This is a genomic window from Azospirillum sp. B21, from assembly GCF_008364825.1.
Lineage (GTDB): Bacteria > Pseudomonadota > Alphaproteobacteria > Azospirillales > Azospirillaceae > Azospirillum.
In genome coordinates this window covers 208,167-224,629 of record NZ_VTTO01000004.1, presented here as the reverse complement: position 1 = coordinate 224,629, position 16,463 = coordinate 208,167, and the positions used below count along the sequence as shown (strand labels likewise).

Annotated in this window: 15 protein-coding genes; 5 read left to right on the top strand and 10 right to left on the bottom strand. The window is 68.9% G+C overall.

The window, feature by feature from the left end; translation table 11 throughout:
* Positions 1 to 174: 174 nt before the first annotated feature.
* The 4 genes from FZ983_RS12160 to cobT all read left to right on the top strand — a co-directional run bounded on the left by FZ983_RS12160 (position 175) and on the right by cobT (position 4,290).
* Positions 175 to 759: a DnaJ domain-containing protein gene (locus FZ983_RS12160; protein WP_149223810.1), complete on the top strand. Its 585-nt coding sequence runs from the start codon at positions 175 to 177 to the stop codon at positions 757 to 759.
* A gap of 74 nt (positions 760 to 833) precedes the next feature.
* Positions 834 to 1,838: a cobaltochelatase subunit CobS gene (cobS, locus tag FZ983_RS12155; RefSeq protein ID WP_111067384.1), complete on the top strand. Its 1,005-nt coding sequence runs from the start codon at positions 834 to 836 to the stop codon at positions 1,836 to 1,838.
* Between the two features lie 91 nt (positions 1,839 to 1,929).
* Positions 1,930 to 2,313, top strand: a complete 384-nt coding sequence (locus tag FZ983_RS12150) for a GxxExxY protein (protein WP_149223809.1) — start codon at positions 1,930 to 1,932, stop codon at positions 2,311 to 2,313.
* A gap of 105 nt (positions 2,314 to 2,418) precedes the next feature.
* Positions 2,419 to 4,290, top strand: coding sequence for a cobaltochelatase subunit CobT (gene cobT, locus FZ983_RS12145; RefSeq protein WP_149223808.1), 1,872 nt, complete (start codon positions 2,419 to 2,421; stop codon positions 4,288 to 4,290).
* A 65-nt stretch (positions 4,291 to 4,355) separates the two neighbouring features.
* Here the strand turns inward: cobT and FZ983_RS12140 are convergent, their stop codons facing one another.
* Together FZ983_RS12140 and FZ983_RS12135 are read right to left on the bottom strand one after the other, a co-directional pair.
* On the bottom strand, positions 4,356 to 6,374 hold the full coding sequence (locus tag FZ983_RS12140) for an adenylate/guanylate cyclase domain-containing protein (protein WP_247883722.1): 2,019 nt from the start codon (positions 6,372 to 6,374) through the stop codon (positions 4,356 to 4,358).
* 136 nt (positions 6,375 to 6,510) lie between these two features.
* The gene (locus tag FZ983_RS12135) at positions 6,511 to 8,037 is read right to left on the bottom strand and encodes a M48 family metalloprotease (RefSeq protein ID WP_149223806.1); all 1,527 of its coding nucleotides are present in this window, start codon (positions 8,035 to 8,037) and stop codon (positions 6,511 to 6,513) included.
* Between FZ983_RS12135 and FZ983_RS12130 the strand changes: the two genes are divergently transcribed.
* Positions 8,036 to 8,899: a thermonuclease family protein gene (locus tag FZ983_RS12130; RefSeq protein WP_247883721.1), complete on the top strand. Its 864-nt coding sequence runs from the start codon at positions 8,036 to 8,038 to the stop codon at positions 8,897 to 8,899. The genes FZ983_RS12135 and FZ983_RS12130 overlap by 2 nt on opposite strands.
* A gap of 33 nt (positions 8,900 to 8,932) precedes the next feature.
* On the opposite strand, the gene ptsP is transcribed toward FZ983_RS12130, so the two are convergent.
* The 8 genes from ptsP to FZ983_RS12090 all read right to left on the bottom strand — a co-directional run bounded on the left by ptsP (position 8,933) and on the right by FZ983_RS12090 (position 16,293).
* A complete protein-coding gene (ptsP, locus tag FZ983_RS12125; protein ID WP_149223805.1) occupies positions 8,933 to 10,792 on the bottom strand; it encodes a phosphoenolpyruvate--protein phosphotransferase in 1,860 nt (619 codons plus the stop codon).
* Positions 10,782 to 11,084, bottom strand: coding sequence for an HPr family phosphocarrier protein (locus FZ983_RS12120; RefSeq protein ID WP_149223804.1), 303 nt, complete (start codon positions 11,082 to 11,084; stop codon positions 10,782 to 10,784). Before FZ983_RS12120 ends, ptsP begins: the two co-directional genes overlap by 11 nt.
* A gap of 11 nt (positions 11,085 to 11,095) precedes the next feature.
* Positions 11,096 to 11,494: a PTS sugar transporter subunit IIA gene (locus tag FZ983_RS12115; RefSeq protein ID WP_042690507.1), complete on the bottom strand. Its 399-nt coding sequence runs from the start codon at positions 11,492 to 11,494 to the stop codon at positions 11,096 to 11,098.
* 122 nt (positions 11,495 to 11,616) lie between these two features.
* Positions 11,617 to 12,582, bottom strand: a complete 966-nt coding sequence (gene rapZ, locus FZ983_RS12110) for an RNase adapter RapZ (protein ID WP_149223803.1) — start codon at positions 12,580 to 12,582, stop codon at positions 11,617 to 11,619.
* On the bottom strand, positions 12,579 to 13,073 hold the full coding sequence (locus FZ983_RS12105; protein WP_149223802.1) for an HPr kinase/phosphatase C-terminal domain-containing protein: 495 nt from the start codon (positions 13,071 to 13,073) through the stop codon (positions 12,579 to 12,581). The genes rapZ and FZ983_RS12105 overlap by 4 nt, the downstream gene beginning before the upstream one ends.
* Before the next feature lie 168 nt (positions 13,074 to 13,241).
* Positions 13,242 to 13,658: a hypothetical protein gene (locus FZ983_RS12100; protein WP_149223801.1), complete on the bottom strand. Its 417-nt coding sequence runs from the start codon at positions 13,656 to 13,658 to the stop codon at positions 13,242 to 13,244.
* Between the two features lie 192 nt (positions 13,659 to 13,850).
* Positions 13,851 to 15,593, bottom strand: coding sequence for a stimulus-sensing domain-containing protein (locus FZ983_RS12095; RefSeq protein ID WP_149223800.1), 1,743 nt, complete (start codon positions 15,591 to 15,593; stop codon positions 13,851 to 13,853).
* Positions 15,594 to 15,597: 4 nt separating this feature from the next.
* Complete coding sequence (locus FZ983_RS12090; RefSeq protein ID WP_149223799.1) at positions 15,598 to 16,293, bottom strand: response regulator transcription factor; 696 nt, start codon at positions 16,291 to 16,293, stop codon at positions 15,598 to 15,600.
* Positions 16,294 to 16,463: the final 170 nt, after the last annotated feature.

The following is a 16,463-nucleotide window of genomic DNA, read 5'->3' as shown; positions in this document are numbered from 1 at the left end:
CGCATGAGCGGTGGAAGGGCGGCCGGCGGAGGAGCGGCTCCCCCCGGCGATCCGCACCGCAAAGGAGAGGGTGCGATTCATCGTCTGTCAAGCGCCGCGACCCGCGCGTTGCGGATGACGGAAGCCTGATTCGGCGTGCTTGCCAGAGGCATCGGCTCTTCCCATACTTGCCCGATGACCAGGAACCGCGCCCGCTCCAGTTACGACAGCTACGCCGCCCCGCGTGCGGCCACCCGTGTGTGCGACCACCCTGAGTGCGTCGCCGCGGGCGAATACCGTGCGCCGAAAAGCCGCAGCAGTCTCAACGAGTACTGGTGGTTCTGCCTGGACCATGTCCGGGAGTACAACCGCGCCTGGGACTATTACGCCGGCATGTCCACCGACCAGATCGAGGCGGAGGTGCGGCGCGACACCACCTGGCAGCGGCCGAGCTGGCCGCTCGGCAAATGGGCGACGCAGGAGCGCTTCATCCGCGAGCGCGTGGTCAACGGCTTCAGCTTCGAATTCGGCCAGGATGCCGGCAAGACGAAGGACGAGGAAAAGGCGCACCGGCGGAGCCACGCCCGGACCGAAGAGGAAAAGGCGCTTGCCGTCCTGGAACTGACACCGCCCGTGGACTTCACGCGCATCAAGGCACGCTATCGGGAGCTTGCGAAAAAGCACCATCCCGATGCCAACGGCGGCGACAAGGCTGCGGAAGAACGCCTGAAAGAAATCAATCAGGCCTACAATACGCTGAAAGCCTGTTATGCTGCCTGAACCTCCGTTGGCGGGCCGGGTCAACCCCGCGGCCGCTGGACAACCGACACTCGCTGGAACGTAAGAAACCACCCATGGCTTCCCAAGGAGCGACCCAGGCCAGCTCGGCCCTGTTCGACCACAAGCCCGATACGACGGTCTCGGTGCGCGAGGTCTTCGGAATCGACAGCGACATGCAGGTGCCGGCCTTCAGCCAGCGCTCGGAGCATGTGCCCGACCTCGACAGCGCCTACCGGTTCGACCGGGATACGACGCTGGCCATCCTCGCCGGCTTCGCCTACAACCGCCGCGTCATGGTCCAGGGCTATCACGGCACCGGCAAGTCGACCCACATCGAACAGGTGGCGGCGCGGCTGAACTGGCCATGCATCCGTGTCAACCTGGACAGCCACATCAGCCGCATCGACCTGATGGGCAAGGACGCCATCGTTCTGCGCGACGGCGTGCAGGTCACCGAATACCGCGAGGGCATCCTGCCCTGGGCCCTGCAGCATGCCTGCGCCCTGGTGTTCGACGAGTATGACGCCGGCCGTCCGGATGTGATGTTCGTGATCCAGCGCGTGCTGGAGGTGGAAGGCAAGCTGACGCTGCTCGACCAGAACCGCGTCATCCGCCCGCACCCGGCCTTCCGCCTGTTCGCCACCGCGAACACCGTCGGCCTCGGCGACACCACCGGCCTGTACCACGGCACGCAGCAGATCAACCAGGGCCAGATGGACCGCTGGAACATCGTGGCGACCCTGAACTACCTGCCGGTCGACGCCGAGATGAAGATCGTCCAGGCCAAGGTCGCGTCCTATGACGACGCCAAGGGCCGCGACACGGTGGCGTCGATGGTGCGGCTGGCCGACCTGACCCGCGCCGGCTTCATCAACGGCGACATCTCCACCGTCATGAGCCCGCGCACGGTCATCACCTGGGCCGAGAACGCGCGCATCTTCAACGACGTCGCCTTCGCCTTCCGCATCACCTTCCTCAACAAGTGCGACGAGGTGGAGCGGCCGACGGTGGCCGAATACTACCAGCGCTGCTTCGGCGTCGAACTGCCGGAGACGGGGGTCCAGGCGAACCTCGTGTGACGATCCTGCGCCCTTGCTTTCCCTCCTGAAGTCGGGGCGCAGCACACAAGGATTTACACGGATTTCACGGATTTAAACACGGATTTCACGGATGAAGGTGAGCCTGGGTGCCGATCTCGACCGCTTGACCGAGCGGGTCATCGGTGCCGCCTTTGCGGTTCATGCCGCATTGGGCCATGGATTCGCAGAGCAGGTCTATAAAAAGGCCCTGTTTCGTGAGTTATCCGACGCCGGTTTGACGGCTGCCACGGAAGTGCCTTTCAAGGTGCTTTACAAAGGTGATCCCGTCGGCAGCTATTTTGCGGATCTCGTGGTCGAACAGCGGTTGATCGTGGAGTTGAAGGTTTGCGAGGCTTTGATCCAAGCCCACAGCCGCCAAGTTCTGAACTATCTGCGGGCAAGCGGATTGCCGGTTGGCCTTCTGTTCAACTTCGCCGGACCAAGCCTTACGGTCAAGCGAGTACTGGCACATTAGAAAATCCGTGAAATCCGTGCCCAAATCCGTGAAATCCGTGTCAATCTTGCCCGCAGCTCTCCGACCTTGTCCGAAGCCGGTACCACAACCCGAAGACGCCCCGCGATGACCACCCAGAACGACTCCCCCGTCGAGGCCTTCAAGCGGTCCACTACCGCCACGGTGCGCGCCATGTCCCGCCGGGCGGAGGTGCAGGTGGGCTTTTCGTCCGATCCGCCGGGGCTGTCGGGCCAGCGGGTTCGGGTGCCGCTGCCGGCGCGCGACCTGAATCCGGTCGAGGTCGCCAAGCTGCGCGGGGCGGCCGATGCCGTGGCGCTGCGGCTGCGCTATCACGACGCCACGGTGCATGCCCACCGCATGCCGCTGGGCGATGCGGCGCGCCAAGCCTACGACGCGCTGGAACAGGCGCGCTGCGAGGCGTTGGGCAGCCGCGACATGGCCGGCGTCGCACACAATCTCGAGGCGGCGCTGGACGACCGTTACACCCGCCAGGGCCTCGACCGTGTCGAGGATCGCGGGCAGGTGCCGCTGGCCGAGGCGCTGCGGCTGATGGCGCGCGAGGCGATGACCGGAGCAGCACCACCGCCCGCCGCCGCCCACGCGGTCGATCTCTGGCGCCCCTGGATCGAGGAGCGGCTGGGCCGCGACATGAAGGGGCTGGCCAACTATGCCGGCGATCAGGAGGCCTACGCCAAGGCCGTGCGCCGGCTGCTGGCCGACCTCGACATGGAAGTCGGTCAGGAAGCCGACCAGGAAGAGGAGGAGGACCAGCAGACCCAGTCCTCCGAGGATGAGAATTCGCCCGAGAGCGGCCAGACCCGCGGCCAGGACGAGGACCAGTCCGAGTCCGAATCCATGGCCTCGTCCGAGATGCAGGACTCCTCGGAGGCCGGCGACAGCGCCGAGGAAGGCGCCGGCGAGGAAGGTGACATGGAGATGGGCGAAGGCGAGGGGGCGGAGGAGCCCGCCGGTCCCGGCCAGCCCTGGCGCAACGACGCCAACCGCCGCAACGAACCCGATCCCAACGCCTACAAGGCCTTCACCACCCAGTATGACGAGGTGGTGGACGCCGCCGACCTCTGCGACCCGGCGGAGCTGGAGCGGCTGCGCCATCTGCTGGACCAGCAGCTGCAGCATCTGCAGGGCGTGATCTCCAAGCTGGCGAACCGGCTGCAGCGCCGGCTGATGGCCAAGCAGCAGCGCTCCTGGAACTTCGACCTGGAAGAGGGCATCCTCGACGCCGCCCGTCTGGCCCGCGTCGTCGCCAACCCGGTGCTGCCGCTCTCCTTCAAGGCAGAGAAGGAGATGGATTTCCGCGACACGGTGGTGTCGCTGCTGATCGACAATTCCGGCTCGATGCGCGGCCGGCCGATCTCCATCGCCGCGATGAGCGCCGACATCCTCGCCCGCACGCTGGAGCGCTGCGCGGTGAAGGTGGAGGTGCTGGGCTTCACCACCCGCGCCTGGAAGGGCGGGCAGGCGCGCGAGGCCTGGGTCGCCGCCGGCAAGCCGCCGCATCCCGGCCGCCTGAACGACCTCCGCCACATCGTCTACAAGGCCGCCGACATGCCGTGGCGCCGCGCCCGCAAGAATCTGGGCCTGATGCTGCGCGAAGGCATCCTGAAGGAGAACATCGACGGCGAGGCGCTGCAGTGGGCGCACAACCGCCTGCTCGGCCGGCCGGAACAGCGCCGCATCCTGATGGTGATCTCCGACGGCGCGCCGGTGGACGACTCCACCCTGTCGGTGAATGCCGGCAATTATCTGGAACGCCATCTGCGCCAGACCATCGAGCAGATCGAGACCCGGTCGCCGGTGGAGCTGGTGGCGATAGGCATCGGCCACGACGTGACCCGCTACTACCGCCGCGCCGTCACCATCGTCGATGCGGAGCAGCTGGGCGGCACGATGATGAACAAGCTGGCCGAGCTGTTCGACGAGGACGACCGCCGCGGCGGCCGGCGCGGCTGGCGTTGACGTAAGGATGGAGGGGAGGGTGTTTCCAGCTTTGTCAGTGACTTAGCTGAATACACCGCCCCGGTTCAGGGCGTATCCTTACCTACGAATTCCGGCTTGACGCCTTCTGCCGGTCCGGGAGAAGGCGCTGGAGTTGGCGTTGCGTTGGCTCCGGACGGCGCCGCCGCCTTCGCCGCGTCCTTCTTCTCCTCCTCCGGCACCAGGCGCCAGAGTTCGGTCATGCCGGTGCGGCCACGCAGGGAGCGGCCACCCTGGCGGACCAGCGGAACGGCATCCTTGCCCTTGGCGGCGGTGACGCCGCTGGTCAGCACGATCACCTCGGCATCGCCCTGGAGTCCGCCCGACAGCTCCTCGATGCGGGCGGCGACGTTCACCGTGTCGCCGACGATGGTGTAGTTGATCCGGCTGTCGGAGCCGATGTTGCCCACCACCACCGGGCCGCTGTGCAGGCCGACGCGGACATGGATCGGCGCCTGCCCGGCGGCGACGCGGCGGCGGTTGTCGGCGCGGATCGCGTGATGGATGGCAAGGGCGGCGCGCAGCGCGCGGACGGCATGGTCCTCCTGTGCCTCCGGCGCCCCCCAGAAGGCCATCAGGGAATCGCCGATGAACTTGTCCACCGTGCCGCCTTCCGCCTCGATGCAGGCGGCGAGCAGGGTGAAATGCTCGTTCAGCAGGGCGGCGGTGTCGGCGGCGGCCATATGCTCGGCCATGCGCGAGAAGCCGCGGATATCGGTGAACATCACCGTCACCTCGCGCTGCACGGAATCGAGCCCGCCTTCGGTCTCGCGCTGGCGCATCAGGCGCAGGACCAGCGCCTTCGGCACATAGGTCTCGAACCAGCGCAGGCCGGCGATCATGGCGTTGAAGGCGGCGGCGGCGCGCGCCATCTCGCGGAGGCGGGAATCCGGCAGATCGGGGATCGCGCGGAATTCGAAGGCGCGGACGCGGTCGGCGGCCTCGGCCAGCCGGGCCACCTGCCGGCTGATCCGCCGCCCGACCAGAAGCGCCACCCCGACCGACACCAGCAGGATGGCGAGCCCCACGGCGCCGGTGATGTAGAGCCGGCGGATCTCGACGCCCATCTCGCCGTCGCGATAGCCGATGCCGATGATCCAGTCCTGCTGGCCGTATCCCGCCATGCTGCGGGTCAGGAACATGTAGTCGCTGCCCAGCACGCGCACACCGCGCGCCTCCACCCGCTTCTTCAGCGACTGGACCGGGACCCCGCTGGTCCACAGCGCCGCCAGCGCCGGGTCGTCCACCTGATCGATCCGCGGCAGCGGCGGCCCGTCGAGCTTGCCGGAAAAATCGAAGCTGCGGCCGACCAGCGCCGGGTGAGCCAGCACATGGCCGTGGTCGTACAGCACGAAGGCGTTCAGCCCCTGCTCCACATACAGCACCGACAGGAAGCGCGACAGATCGCCCAGCGACACGCCGACCGCCACCTGTCCCAGATAGCGGCCGTCGCGCCGCACCGGCTGGTACAGGGTGAGGAAGCTGTTCTGCGCTTCCTTCAACCAGCGTGGATCTGCCCAGGTGGCGGCGCTGCGGTTGGGGCCGTCCAGCACCTCCGGCGGGATATCGCTCTCGCCCTGCATGTCGAAGGGCTCGGCCACCAGCCCGCCGTTCAGCCGGCCGACGCGGACCCCGGTCAGGTCCGGGCGGATGAAGGCCAGTCCCGTCACGTCCGGCGCGCCGGCCAGCGCACCGCGCAGGGTGTCGGTCATCGCCGTGCCGTCATTCGCCTGCAGGTCTCCGCGCTCGACCAGTCCGGCGACGAAGCGCGCCATTTCCCGCGCGGGGTCAAGCTGGTGGCGCACCCGCACCTCCACCCCCGCCAGTGCCAGATCGGCCTTGTCGTTCAGCAGGGCGAAGGTGTTGGTGCTGGCGCTGACCAGTCCCAGGACAAGGACGCTGGCGACCGCCGCCAGCATCAGCGACCCGAACCCCGCGACCAGCACCGCGGCGATCGGCAGCCGCAGCCGTCGCCGTCCAGCCGGCTCCGGCGCCAACTTCGCCCGCGCCCTGGTGCCCGCCTGCCCGGCCGATTTCGCGGCCGGCGCCGGAGCGGGCAGAGGCAACTGTACGCGTGCTGAAGGGCTGTCGGGCATGCGCCGCAGCCTACCCGCACGTACGTTCCGGAGCAACCCGGCGGGCTGTATCCTTACGCGGATTTCATGCGGCCAAGCTGATGTTTGCCGGCGCGCCCATCCACCCCTATTCGCCGACGATCACCTTCACCCGCTGCCCCGCTTGCAGCGGCGTGCCGGGGGGCAGGTCGTTGATGATCCGGAACAGTTCCTCGGCATAGGGCTCCTGCGGCATGCGGCGGACGAAGCCTTCGACGCTGTCGCCGGGCTGCACCGTCGCCACCTGGACGCGGCGCGGGCGGTAGCGGGCGGCCTCCTGCGCGGTCAACTGATGGAAGCTGTTGGCCGTCGCCTGGAAATCGGTATCGAAACGAGCCAGATTTCCCGCGGGTGCCAGGAAGGTGAAGCGGTACATCCGCCCGTCCGGCATGCGGATCGCCACCAGCCGGATGTCCGCGCTCTCGCCCTCCGCCTCGCCGCGGGTGGTGGCGGTGGCGGCGGGCATGCCGCCGATGGTGATGCGCTGGAGGTTGGACAGGTTGGCCCCTTTCCCCCACACCCCGGTCAGGAAGGACGCCGGGTCGGAGACGCCGGCCGCCGATCCGCCGTCGAAGGCCATGGCGGCGCCGTTCTGTCCCTTGGCGATCACCTGTTCCGCGCCGTTCAGCAGCGAATAGCCCTTCGGCACGGTGAAGGCGATGCCCAGCTGCGGGTGGGCGAAGGTCCGGTCGCGCACATAGCCGTTCTCCGGGCTGTCGCCATAGACCATGCCGTCGACCGCGGCCAGGTAAGGATCGCGCGGGCGAGCGCCGCCCTGCGGGATCGCGCGGGCAAGCTCGGCGGCGCGGCGCACGCGCTCCTCGGTCGCCGGGTGGCTGGCGAAGAAGTCGAAGCCGCCCTCGCCCTTGTTGCCGGCGCGCAAGCCGCCATACTGGCTGTCGCGGCGCAGGGTTTCCAGGAAGGTCGCCATGGCGAAGGGATCATAGCCGGCGCGGCGCAGCGTCTCGACGCCGAGCTGGTCAGCCTCCAGTTCCTGTTCGCGCGAATAGCTGGCGACCACCGCGGTGCCGCCCAGCCCGGCCAGCTGCGCCAACGTGTCGTTGCCGAACACCAGCCCGACCCCGGCGGCGAGGATGCCGGCGATGGTCTGCCGGGTCTGGCGCTGCGCCGAATGGCGGGCGGTGACGTGGCCGATCTCGTGCGCCAGCACGCCGGCCACCTCCGCCTCGTCCTTCGCCAGCGCCAGCAGGCCGCGGGTGACGTAGACATAGCCGCCGGGCACGGCGAAGGCGTTGACCACGTCGCTGTCCAGAACGGTGAAGGTCCAGGGCTCGCGCGCCCGCGCCGTGGTGGAGGCCAGCTTACGGCCCAGCTGCTCGACATAGCCCTGCAGCCGCGCGTCCTTCACCGCCCCGCCGAACTGGGCCAGAATCTTGGGATGCTCCTGCGCGCCCAGCGCCGACTCGTCGCCGGACAGGACATTGTCCAGCAGCCCGGCCGTTGCCGGGGCGGGGGCGGTCAGGGCGGGTGCCGTGACGGCCAGACAGAGGGCTGCCAGCGCGGCACGGAACGGCTTGCGGAAGGGGGCGTGGATCGGCATACCGGTCAAAACCCCGCCCGGCGGCGGTTGTTCCGCAAAGACGGCGATCTCCATGCGACTTGTCCCGCTCCCGCTTGTGGGCTTGCCGGTTCTGCTGCTGAGTTGGCTGTTGCTGACCGGTGCCGCGTCGGCGGAGCCGTTGCGCGTCACCGCCGTGCTGGACGGCGACACGCTGGAGTTGGAGGACGGCCGCCGCGTCCGGCTGGCGGGGATCGAAGCCGCCAAGCCGCCACGCAGCGCGGGTCCCGCCGACGGCCGCGTCTGGCCGCTGGCGGAGGCGGCGACCAGGGCGCTGTCCGAACTGGCGCTCGGCCGCCGCGTCGCCCTGCACGGGCCGGCGCCGGTCGACCGCCATGGCCGGCTGCTTGCCAATCTGGTGCGGGAAGACGGCTTGTGGCTGCAATCGGCCCTGGTCGTCCGTGGGCTGGCCCGCGTCCACACCCGGCCCGACGCCCGCGCCTATGCCGCCGAACTGCTGGCCGGCGAGGACGCCGCGCGCAACGCCGGGCGCGGGCTTTGGCGCAGCCGGGTCTATGCGGTTCGCGACGCCGCCGATCCCGACGACCTCGCCCGCGACCGCGACGGCTTTCAATTGGTGGAAGGGGTGGTGCTGGCCATCTCCAAGAGCGGCGGCGAGGCCTGGCTGGATTTCGGTACCGACTGGCGCAGCGACGTCACCGTCCATATCGGCCGTGCCGCGATGCGCGAGGTCACCCGCGCCGGCATCGACCCGCTGTCCTTGGAAGGGCGGCGCGTGCGCGTGCGCGGCTGGATCACCCTGCGCAACGGCCCGATGATCGAGATCAGCCACCCCGAGCAGATCGAGAAGCTGGAGCGGGAGGTGGGGCGGAGTGCGGCGGTATCGCCGACACCGGAGGGGGAGGAGGATGATTCGGAGGAGGATGAGGAGGAATGAGGGGAGACTTGCGGAGCAGCTCCCCTCCGTCGCTTACAGGATCGCGTTGAAGTCGTCGAGCAGTGTGGCGATCCGTCCGCTGTCGCTCTGGTCCATGATGACGCGGGCGCGTTTGCTCGCCTCCATCAGGTCGAGCGAGCGGATGCGTTTCTTCACCGCCGGCACCGCCAGCGGCGCCATCGACAGTTCGCGCACGCCGAGACCGAGCAGCAGCGCGGTGTAGCGCGGGTCGCCGGCGATCTCGCCGCAGACCGACACCGTGATGCGGGCACGCAAGGCCGCCTCGATGGTGAACTGGATCAGCCGCAGCACCGCCGGATGCAGCGGGTCGTACAGCGTGGCGACCTGTTCGTCGGCACGGTCGATGGCCAGCGTGTACTGGGTCAGGTCGTTGGTGCCGATGGCGAAGAAATCGGCGGCATAGGCCAGCGCGTCGGCCGACAGGGCCGCTCCCGGCACCTCCACCATCACCCCCACCGGCGGCAGCGGGTCGGCGATGGCGATGCCGCGGCGCCGCAGGCGGCGGGCGACCTGCCCCATCATCTCCCGCACCTTCTGCACCTCCGCCACCGACGCAATCATCGGCAGCAGGATGCGCAGCGGCCCATGCGCCCCGGCCCGCAACATGGCGGCGAGCTGGGTTTCCAGCAGCTTCGGTTCGCGCAGGCCGAGCCGGATGGCGCGCAGGCCGAGAGCGGGGTTGGCCGGCTCGCCATAGCGGCCCGCCATCCAGCCGGCCAGCTTCTCGCCGCCCAGATCCATTGTGCGGGCGGTGACGGTGCGGCCGCCCATCCCCTCGATCATGGTGCGCAGCACGCCGTACTGCTCATCCTCGTCGGGCAGATGGTCGCGGTTCATGAACATGAACTCGGTCCGCAGCAGGCCGATGCCCTGGGCGCCATGCTCCAGCGCCTGATCCAGGTCGCGCGGCAGCTCCAGGTTCGCCATCAGCGTCACCGCGGTGCCGTCGCGGGTGACGGCCGGCAGCTTGCGCAAGCTCTTCAGTCCCTGGCGCTCGCGTTCGCGCGCGGCCCGGCGCTCGCCATACTCCGCCAGCACATCGGCCGGCGGGTCGATCAGCACGCGGCCCTGCAGGCCGTCGACGATCACCGTCACGCCGTTGCGCACCCCCGCCAGCAGGCCGGGCGCGCCCAGCACCGCCGGCAGGCCGAGCGAACGGGCGAGGATCGCCGTGTGCCCTTCCGCCCCGCCCAGCACGGTGGCGAAGCCGCCGACGACGGTGGGGTCGAGCAGGGCGGTGTCGGCGGGGGTCAGTTCCTCCGCCAGGATGATGCTGCCGGGAGGCAGGTTGCTGAAGGCCCGGTATTCCTGCTTCATCAGGTTGCGGGTCAGCCGCCGCCCGACCTCGCGGATGTCGTCGATGCGGCCGGCCAGATAGGCGTCGTCCATGCCGGCGAAGGTTGCGGCGATGGCGGCGATCTCCGCCTGGATGGCGACCTCGGCATTGACGCGGTCCTGCTTGATGCGATGCTCCACCCCGCGGGTCAGGCGCGAGTTGGTGACCATCGACAGGTGGGCGTCCAGCAGGAAACCGATCTCTTCCGACGCCGAATCGGGCAGGACCAGCGCCTTGCTCTTCAGCTTCTTGATCTGGCGCCGCGCCTTGGCCGCCGCCTCGTTGAAGCGGGCGACCTCCGCCTCGACGGCTTGCGGTTCGACGGTGTATTCGGGGATGGCGACGGCGCCGCTTTCCACCACATGGGCCGGGCCGATGGCGATGCCGGGGGACACGCCCAGGCCGCGCAGGGCGCGCGCCGAGCCGCTCCAAGATTCGGACGAGGGGACGCCGCCAAAACCGCCGCCGGAGCCGCCGCGATCGGGACCGGCCACGGGGCCGTTGGCCGCGCCGGTGGAGGGCAGATCACTCTTCATCGAACTTGCGGTTGATCAGGTCCAGGAGGGCGTCCATCGCCGCGTCTGCGTCCGTGCCGGTCGCGCGCAGTTCCACCGTGGTTCCGGGGCCGGCAGCCAGCATCATCAGCCCCATGATCGACTCGCCGGACACGACGGACTCGCCGCGGCGCACCGAGATTTCGGCGTCGAAGGTGGCGACCAGCTTCACGAACTTGGCCGAGGCGCGGGCATGCAGGCCGCGCTGGTTGGTGATGGTGGCGGTGCGGCGGATTTCGCCGTCGGCGGGCGCCGTTTCGTCGGGAGGGCTCATCGAGGGCGGTTTCAGTCCGACAGGAGGGTGGAGGCGACGTTGATGTATTTCTGCCCGGCATCGCGGGCGGCGATCACCGACTTGTCGAGCGGTTCGGTCTTCCGCACGCTGGCGAGCTTGATCAGCATCGGCAGGTTGACGCCGGCGATCACCTCCACCTTCGCCTTGTCCATGATGGAGATGGCGAGGTTGGACGGCGTGCCGCCGAACATGTCGGTCAGCACCACGACACCCGACCCGTCGTCGACCTCCGCCACCGAGTTCAGGATGTCCTGGCGGCGCTGTTCCATGTCGTCGTCCGGGCCGATGCACACGGCGCGCACCTGCTGCTGTTCGCCCACCACGTGGAACAGCGCGGCGATGAACTCCTCGGCCAGCCGTCCGTGGGTGACAAGAACCATACCGATCATGGGACATCCTTCAAGGTTGGGTCCTCCCCGGAGACCTGCGCGAGAACCGCTGCCGCACGGCAACCGCCCGCATCGCATCTGGATCGTTGGTTGGACGTATGGTCGTCAAGGCGCAATTTGCATCATCCCATGTTGCCGGCCGGGGTGCCGGTCTGCCCGGCGGTGCGAAGCCCCAGCCGGTCGAGTTCGCGGTGGCTCAGGCTGACCCGCAGCCTCTGCTCCTTCAGCCAGGCGGCCAGCCGTTCGGCGATGAAGACCGACCGGTGCTTGCCGCCGGTGCAGCCGATGGCGATGGTCAGATAGCTCTTTCCTTCCTGGTTGTAGCGGGGCAGCAGCGGTCGCAGCAGCTCCGTCAGGTTCCGGAAGAAGGCGGGGAAGTCGGGGTCGCTTTCCACCCGTGCCGCGACGGCCGGGTTCAGGCCGGTCAGCGGCCGAAGCTCCGGGTCGTAATGCGGGTTGGTCAGGAACCGCACGTCGAAGACCAGATCGGCTTCGCGCGGAAGACCCTGGCGGAAGGAGAAGGAGGTCACGAACACCTGCAGGGCTGCCTGGGCGTCACGCCGGAAATGCCCCGACAGAATGCGCCGCAAATCGTGAATGGACAGTTGCGTCGTGTCGATCGTGACGTCGGCTTCCTCCTTCAGCGGGAACAGCAGGGCACGCTCGCGCTGGATGCCATCGGGGACCGTACGGTCCTCCGCCAGCGGATGGCGGCGGCGCGTCTCGGTGAAACGGCGTTGCAGAACCTCGTCGCCGCAATCGAGGAAGACCAGACTGACGTCCAGGTCGTCGCGGCCGCGCAACTCCGCCAGCTCGTCCAGGAAGTTCTGCGCGGAAAAGTCGCGGGTCCGGCTGTCGATCACCAGCGCCAGCGGCCGGCGCTTCGGGTCGGCCTGTTGGATCAGGGCGGAGACCAGCGACAGGCGCAGATTGTCGACCGCCTCGTATCCCAGATCCTCCAGCGCCTTCAGCGCCACCGACATGCCGGCGCCGGAAAGGCCGGTGACCAGCACGACGCGGCCGCGGACCGTCGCAGGGTTGGCCGGCGCGCTGGTGGCGGGATCGGACGGCACGTCGGACAGGCTCATGGCGCGACCGGGCTGAGCTGGGTCTGGTTCGGGCCGGGCTGGGCCGACAGGCCGGCGGGGACCCGCTCCAGCCGCCCGTCGCGCAGGCAGGCGGCGGCAAGACGGATCTTGGCGGGGGTGGAGGCGTCGAAGGCGTGCAGGCCCAGCCGGGGAAGAGTGATGCCCATCAGCATCTCGGTCTCCGCCTGCGGCAGGCGTTCCACCCCGTCGCGCGGCACCAGATCGACGACGAGCCCGACATCGGCCGACGCGACGGACGGGACCGGCAGGATGCCGACGCCCCGCACCTCCAGCAGCCCGGCCAGCGCCGGCGGGGCGGAAGCGGTCAGCCGTCCGGAGGCGGCGCGCAACGCCACCCGGTCATCCGAGACCAGCCGGGCGCCACCGTCGATCAGTCGCAAGGCCAAATCCGATTTTCCGCGTCCGGACTCCCCGCGCAGCAGCACGCCGATCTCGGAGAGCAAGACGCAGGTGCCGTGAATCGTCACCATAGTCTGGCGAAGGTGAGACGTGGCGCGGGTTCTGTCAATGGAAACGGAACGGTGGCCCGACTGGTCAGGCGGGGACACCTGACCGGGCTCCCCCATCCGCTTTCCTCCGTTCTTTCGGCATGGATCACACCCTGCCGGAACACGGGAGACGATGGCATACGGCCCCGCTCAGTTGCCGGCGGCTCCACGGGGGGTGCGGCGAATGGCCTCCAGTTCCAGGGCAAGGGCGTCGCGGCGGCGGATCATCTCGTCCAAGTCCTCCAGCTCCGCCGCCTCCTGGCAGGCGTCGCGGAAGTCCTTTTCCCGCTGCAGCCGGACCAGCAGGATCTTGTAGTTGTCGGCGATGCTGGCGAGATGGCGTTGCGCGCCCTGAAGCGCCTCCGCCAGCTGGTTGCGCTCCCGCGCGCCGTCGCGCATCAGACGGGCCAATTCCCCCTGCTGCCGTCCGGCATCGCGGATCAGACGGGCCAGCCGGTAGCGGCGGAGGTCGACGACCTCGGCCTCTCCCGGGACGGGTCCACGGGAACGGGAACCCGCCGGGGACAACCTTTTCGCGAGCGACTCGGGCGGACCGGACTCAGGCATGGCAACCCCACATGTTTGTTCCGGGGGATGGCCACCCTTCGATCACCATATGGAGCAGAGGAAACAACCGGACCGATAAGGACCGGCCGTCGCATCAGCCGGCAAGCGAGAACGACCGCCGCCATGATCGGTCGATAGACCGGGCTTGTCCACCCGATAGTGCCGGGGATGTATGTATTTTGGTCGAAGGTCTCATAACAATGGCAGGATAACGGTGAAGTCGGCGCCGTCGACCGCTCCCCCAGATACCTGACGGTTTCGCGCGGATATCGATCCGTTGTGGGCACTGACTATCTGCTTTGCTATCGAAAGTCCGAGACCGGAATGGGTCCCGAACTTCTCGCCCGCCGGACGTTCGGTGTAGAAGCGGTCGAAGATCGCCTCCTCCTTCCCGTCGGGAATACCGGGCCCCTGGTCGGACACCACCACGGTCACGGTGCGTCCGGTGCGCCGGGCGGACAGCCGCACGACGCTGCCGGGCGGCGAGAAGGACAGGGCGTTGTCGATCAGGTTCTGGAACACCTGCGTCAACCGCCCCTCCAGCCCCGGCACCACCAGCCGCTCGCCCGCGGGAATGTCGATCACGAGGCGGGGCGGCATGGGCCGGCCATCCTCCGCGCCGCCTTCTCCAGGCACTTCGCCACCACCGGCCGCCACCGTCTCGTCCACGGTTTCGGCAACCGTCTGGCGCAGTTCGGCCAGCATGGTCAGCAGAAGGCCGATATCGACCGGTTCCGGCTCCGCCCGCGACAGCTCGGCGTCGAGGCGCGAAGCGTTGGAGATGTCGCTGATCAGCCGGTCCAGCCGCTGCACGTCGTCGGCGATGATCGCCATCAACCGGTCGCGGTGGCGCGGGTCGCTGACGCGGCCGGCGGTTTCCACCGCGCTGCGCAGCGAGGTCAGCGGGTTCTTGATCTCGTGGGCGACATCGGCGGCGAAACGTTCGATGGCGTCCATCCGCGTCCACAGCGCATCGGTCATCTCGCGCAGCACGCCGGACAACTCGCCGATCTCGTCGCCGCGGCGGGTCAGGTCGGGGATCTCGGCATGACGGCCGTGGCTGGTGCGCAGCCGGTCGGCAGCCTGGGCCAGCCGGCGGATCGGCCGGGCGATGGTGCCGGCCAGATAGAAGGACAGGGCGACCGTCACCAACAGCGCCACGCCGAACACCCGCAGGATGTCGAAGCGGACGGAGCGGATGGCCCGGTCGATCTCGCCGCCGCTGCGCGCCAGCAGCACCGCGCCAAGCACCTCGCGATAACGCTGCACCGGCACCGCCACTGTCAGCAGCAGTTCCGGGTCGCCGCCCTCGCCGTCGACGCGCCAGACGGTGGCCGCCGCCTCGCCGCCGAGCGCCCGCTCCACATCGGGGTTCGGCTGGCCGGGCGCCTCGCGGTAGGCCGGCAATCCCTCGCGGCTGGGCACCACGTCGATCAGCCGGGTGTAGAGATCGTTGATCGCGCGGCTGACCGGATCCCCGGCCGGCGGAGAGGGCAGTTCGCGGATCTCGATGCGCCCCTGGGAGCCGACCAGCACGCGGCTGTCGGACAGCATGTGCCCGTCGATGTCGTACAGGCGGGTGCGGGTCGCCGTCGCCTCCGCCAACCGGCGGACCATCGGGCGGGCCAGCTCCGGCGCCAGCTCGAACCGCTCGCCTCCCTCGTCGGTGGTGGATGCCCCGGTGGGGGAAGGAGCCGTCAGGATGCGGTTCACCGCGCCCTCGCCCAGCGCGGAGGCGAAGATGCGCGCCTCGGTCGCCAGCGCCTCGGTTTCCGCCTGGATCAGCCGGTCCTGGTAGCGGCCGAGATAGAGCAGGCCCGCCGCCAGCACCAGCAGCGCCAGCACGTTCACCGCCAGGATGCGCAGGGTCAGCGGCGACACGCCGCGCCGCCGCGCCGGCCTCTCCTTGGGCCTCGCTCCGCCCGTCGCGGACACCGGCTTACTCCTTGTACCGGTAACCGACGCCATAGAGCGTTTCGATCTGGGAGAAGTCGGGGTCGACCGCCTTGAACTTCTTGCGCAGCCGCTTGATGTGGCTGTCGATGGTGCGGTCGTCGACGTAGACATGCTCGCCATAGGCCGCGTCCATCAGTTGGTCGCGGTTCTTCACATGGCCCGGCCGCTGGGCCAGCGCCCGGACCAGGAGGAACTCCGTCACCGTCAGGTCGATCGGCTGGCCCTTCCAGCTGCAGGCATGGCGGGCGCCGTCCAACAGAAGCGGCCCGCGGGTGATCATCTGGCCGGGATCGGCCTCGGCGGTCTCGCCGCGCAGCGCCTCGCGCCGCAGCAGGGCCCGGATGCGCTCGATCAGCAGGCGCTGCGAGAAGGGCTTCTTGATGTAGTCGTCCGCCCCCATGCGCAGGCCCATCAGCTCGTCCAGCTCGTCGTCCTTGCTGGTCAGGAAGATGACGGGGATGTGGCTGGTCTGACGCAGACGTTGCAGCAACTCCATGCCGTCCATGCGCGGCATCTTGATGTCGAGCACGGCGAGGTCCGGCGGGCGCTGGGTCAGGCCGCGCAGCGCCTCGGCGCCGTCGGTATAGGTGCGCACGTCGAAACCTTCGGCCTCCAGGGCGATGGAGACGGAAGCCAGGATGTTGCGATCGTCATCCACCAGGGCGACGGTGTGGGCCATGGTCGTAACAGCTTCCCAATCGGTCGGAACGGAACGGTCGAGCGGGGCGGGACCTGAAATGTTAGCGGAAACATCAGGCATAGGCCGAGTGGTCATCCCAATACTTTATGCCAGAGTCCAGGTACCAGCGGCAGTTTTCTCTTTTCCCGCAGCATTTGTATGGTCCAATA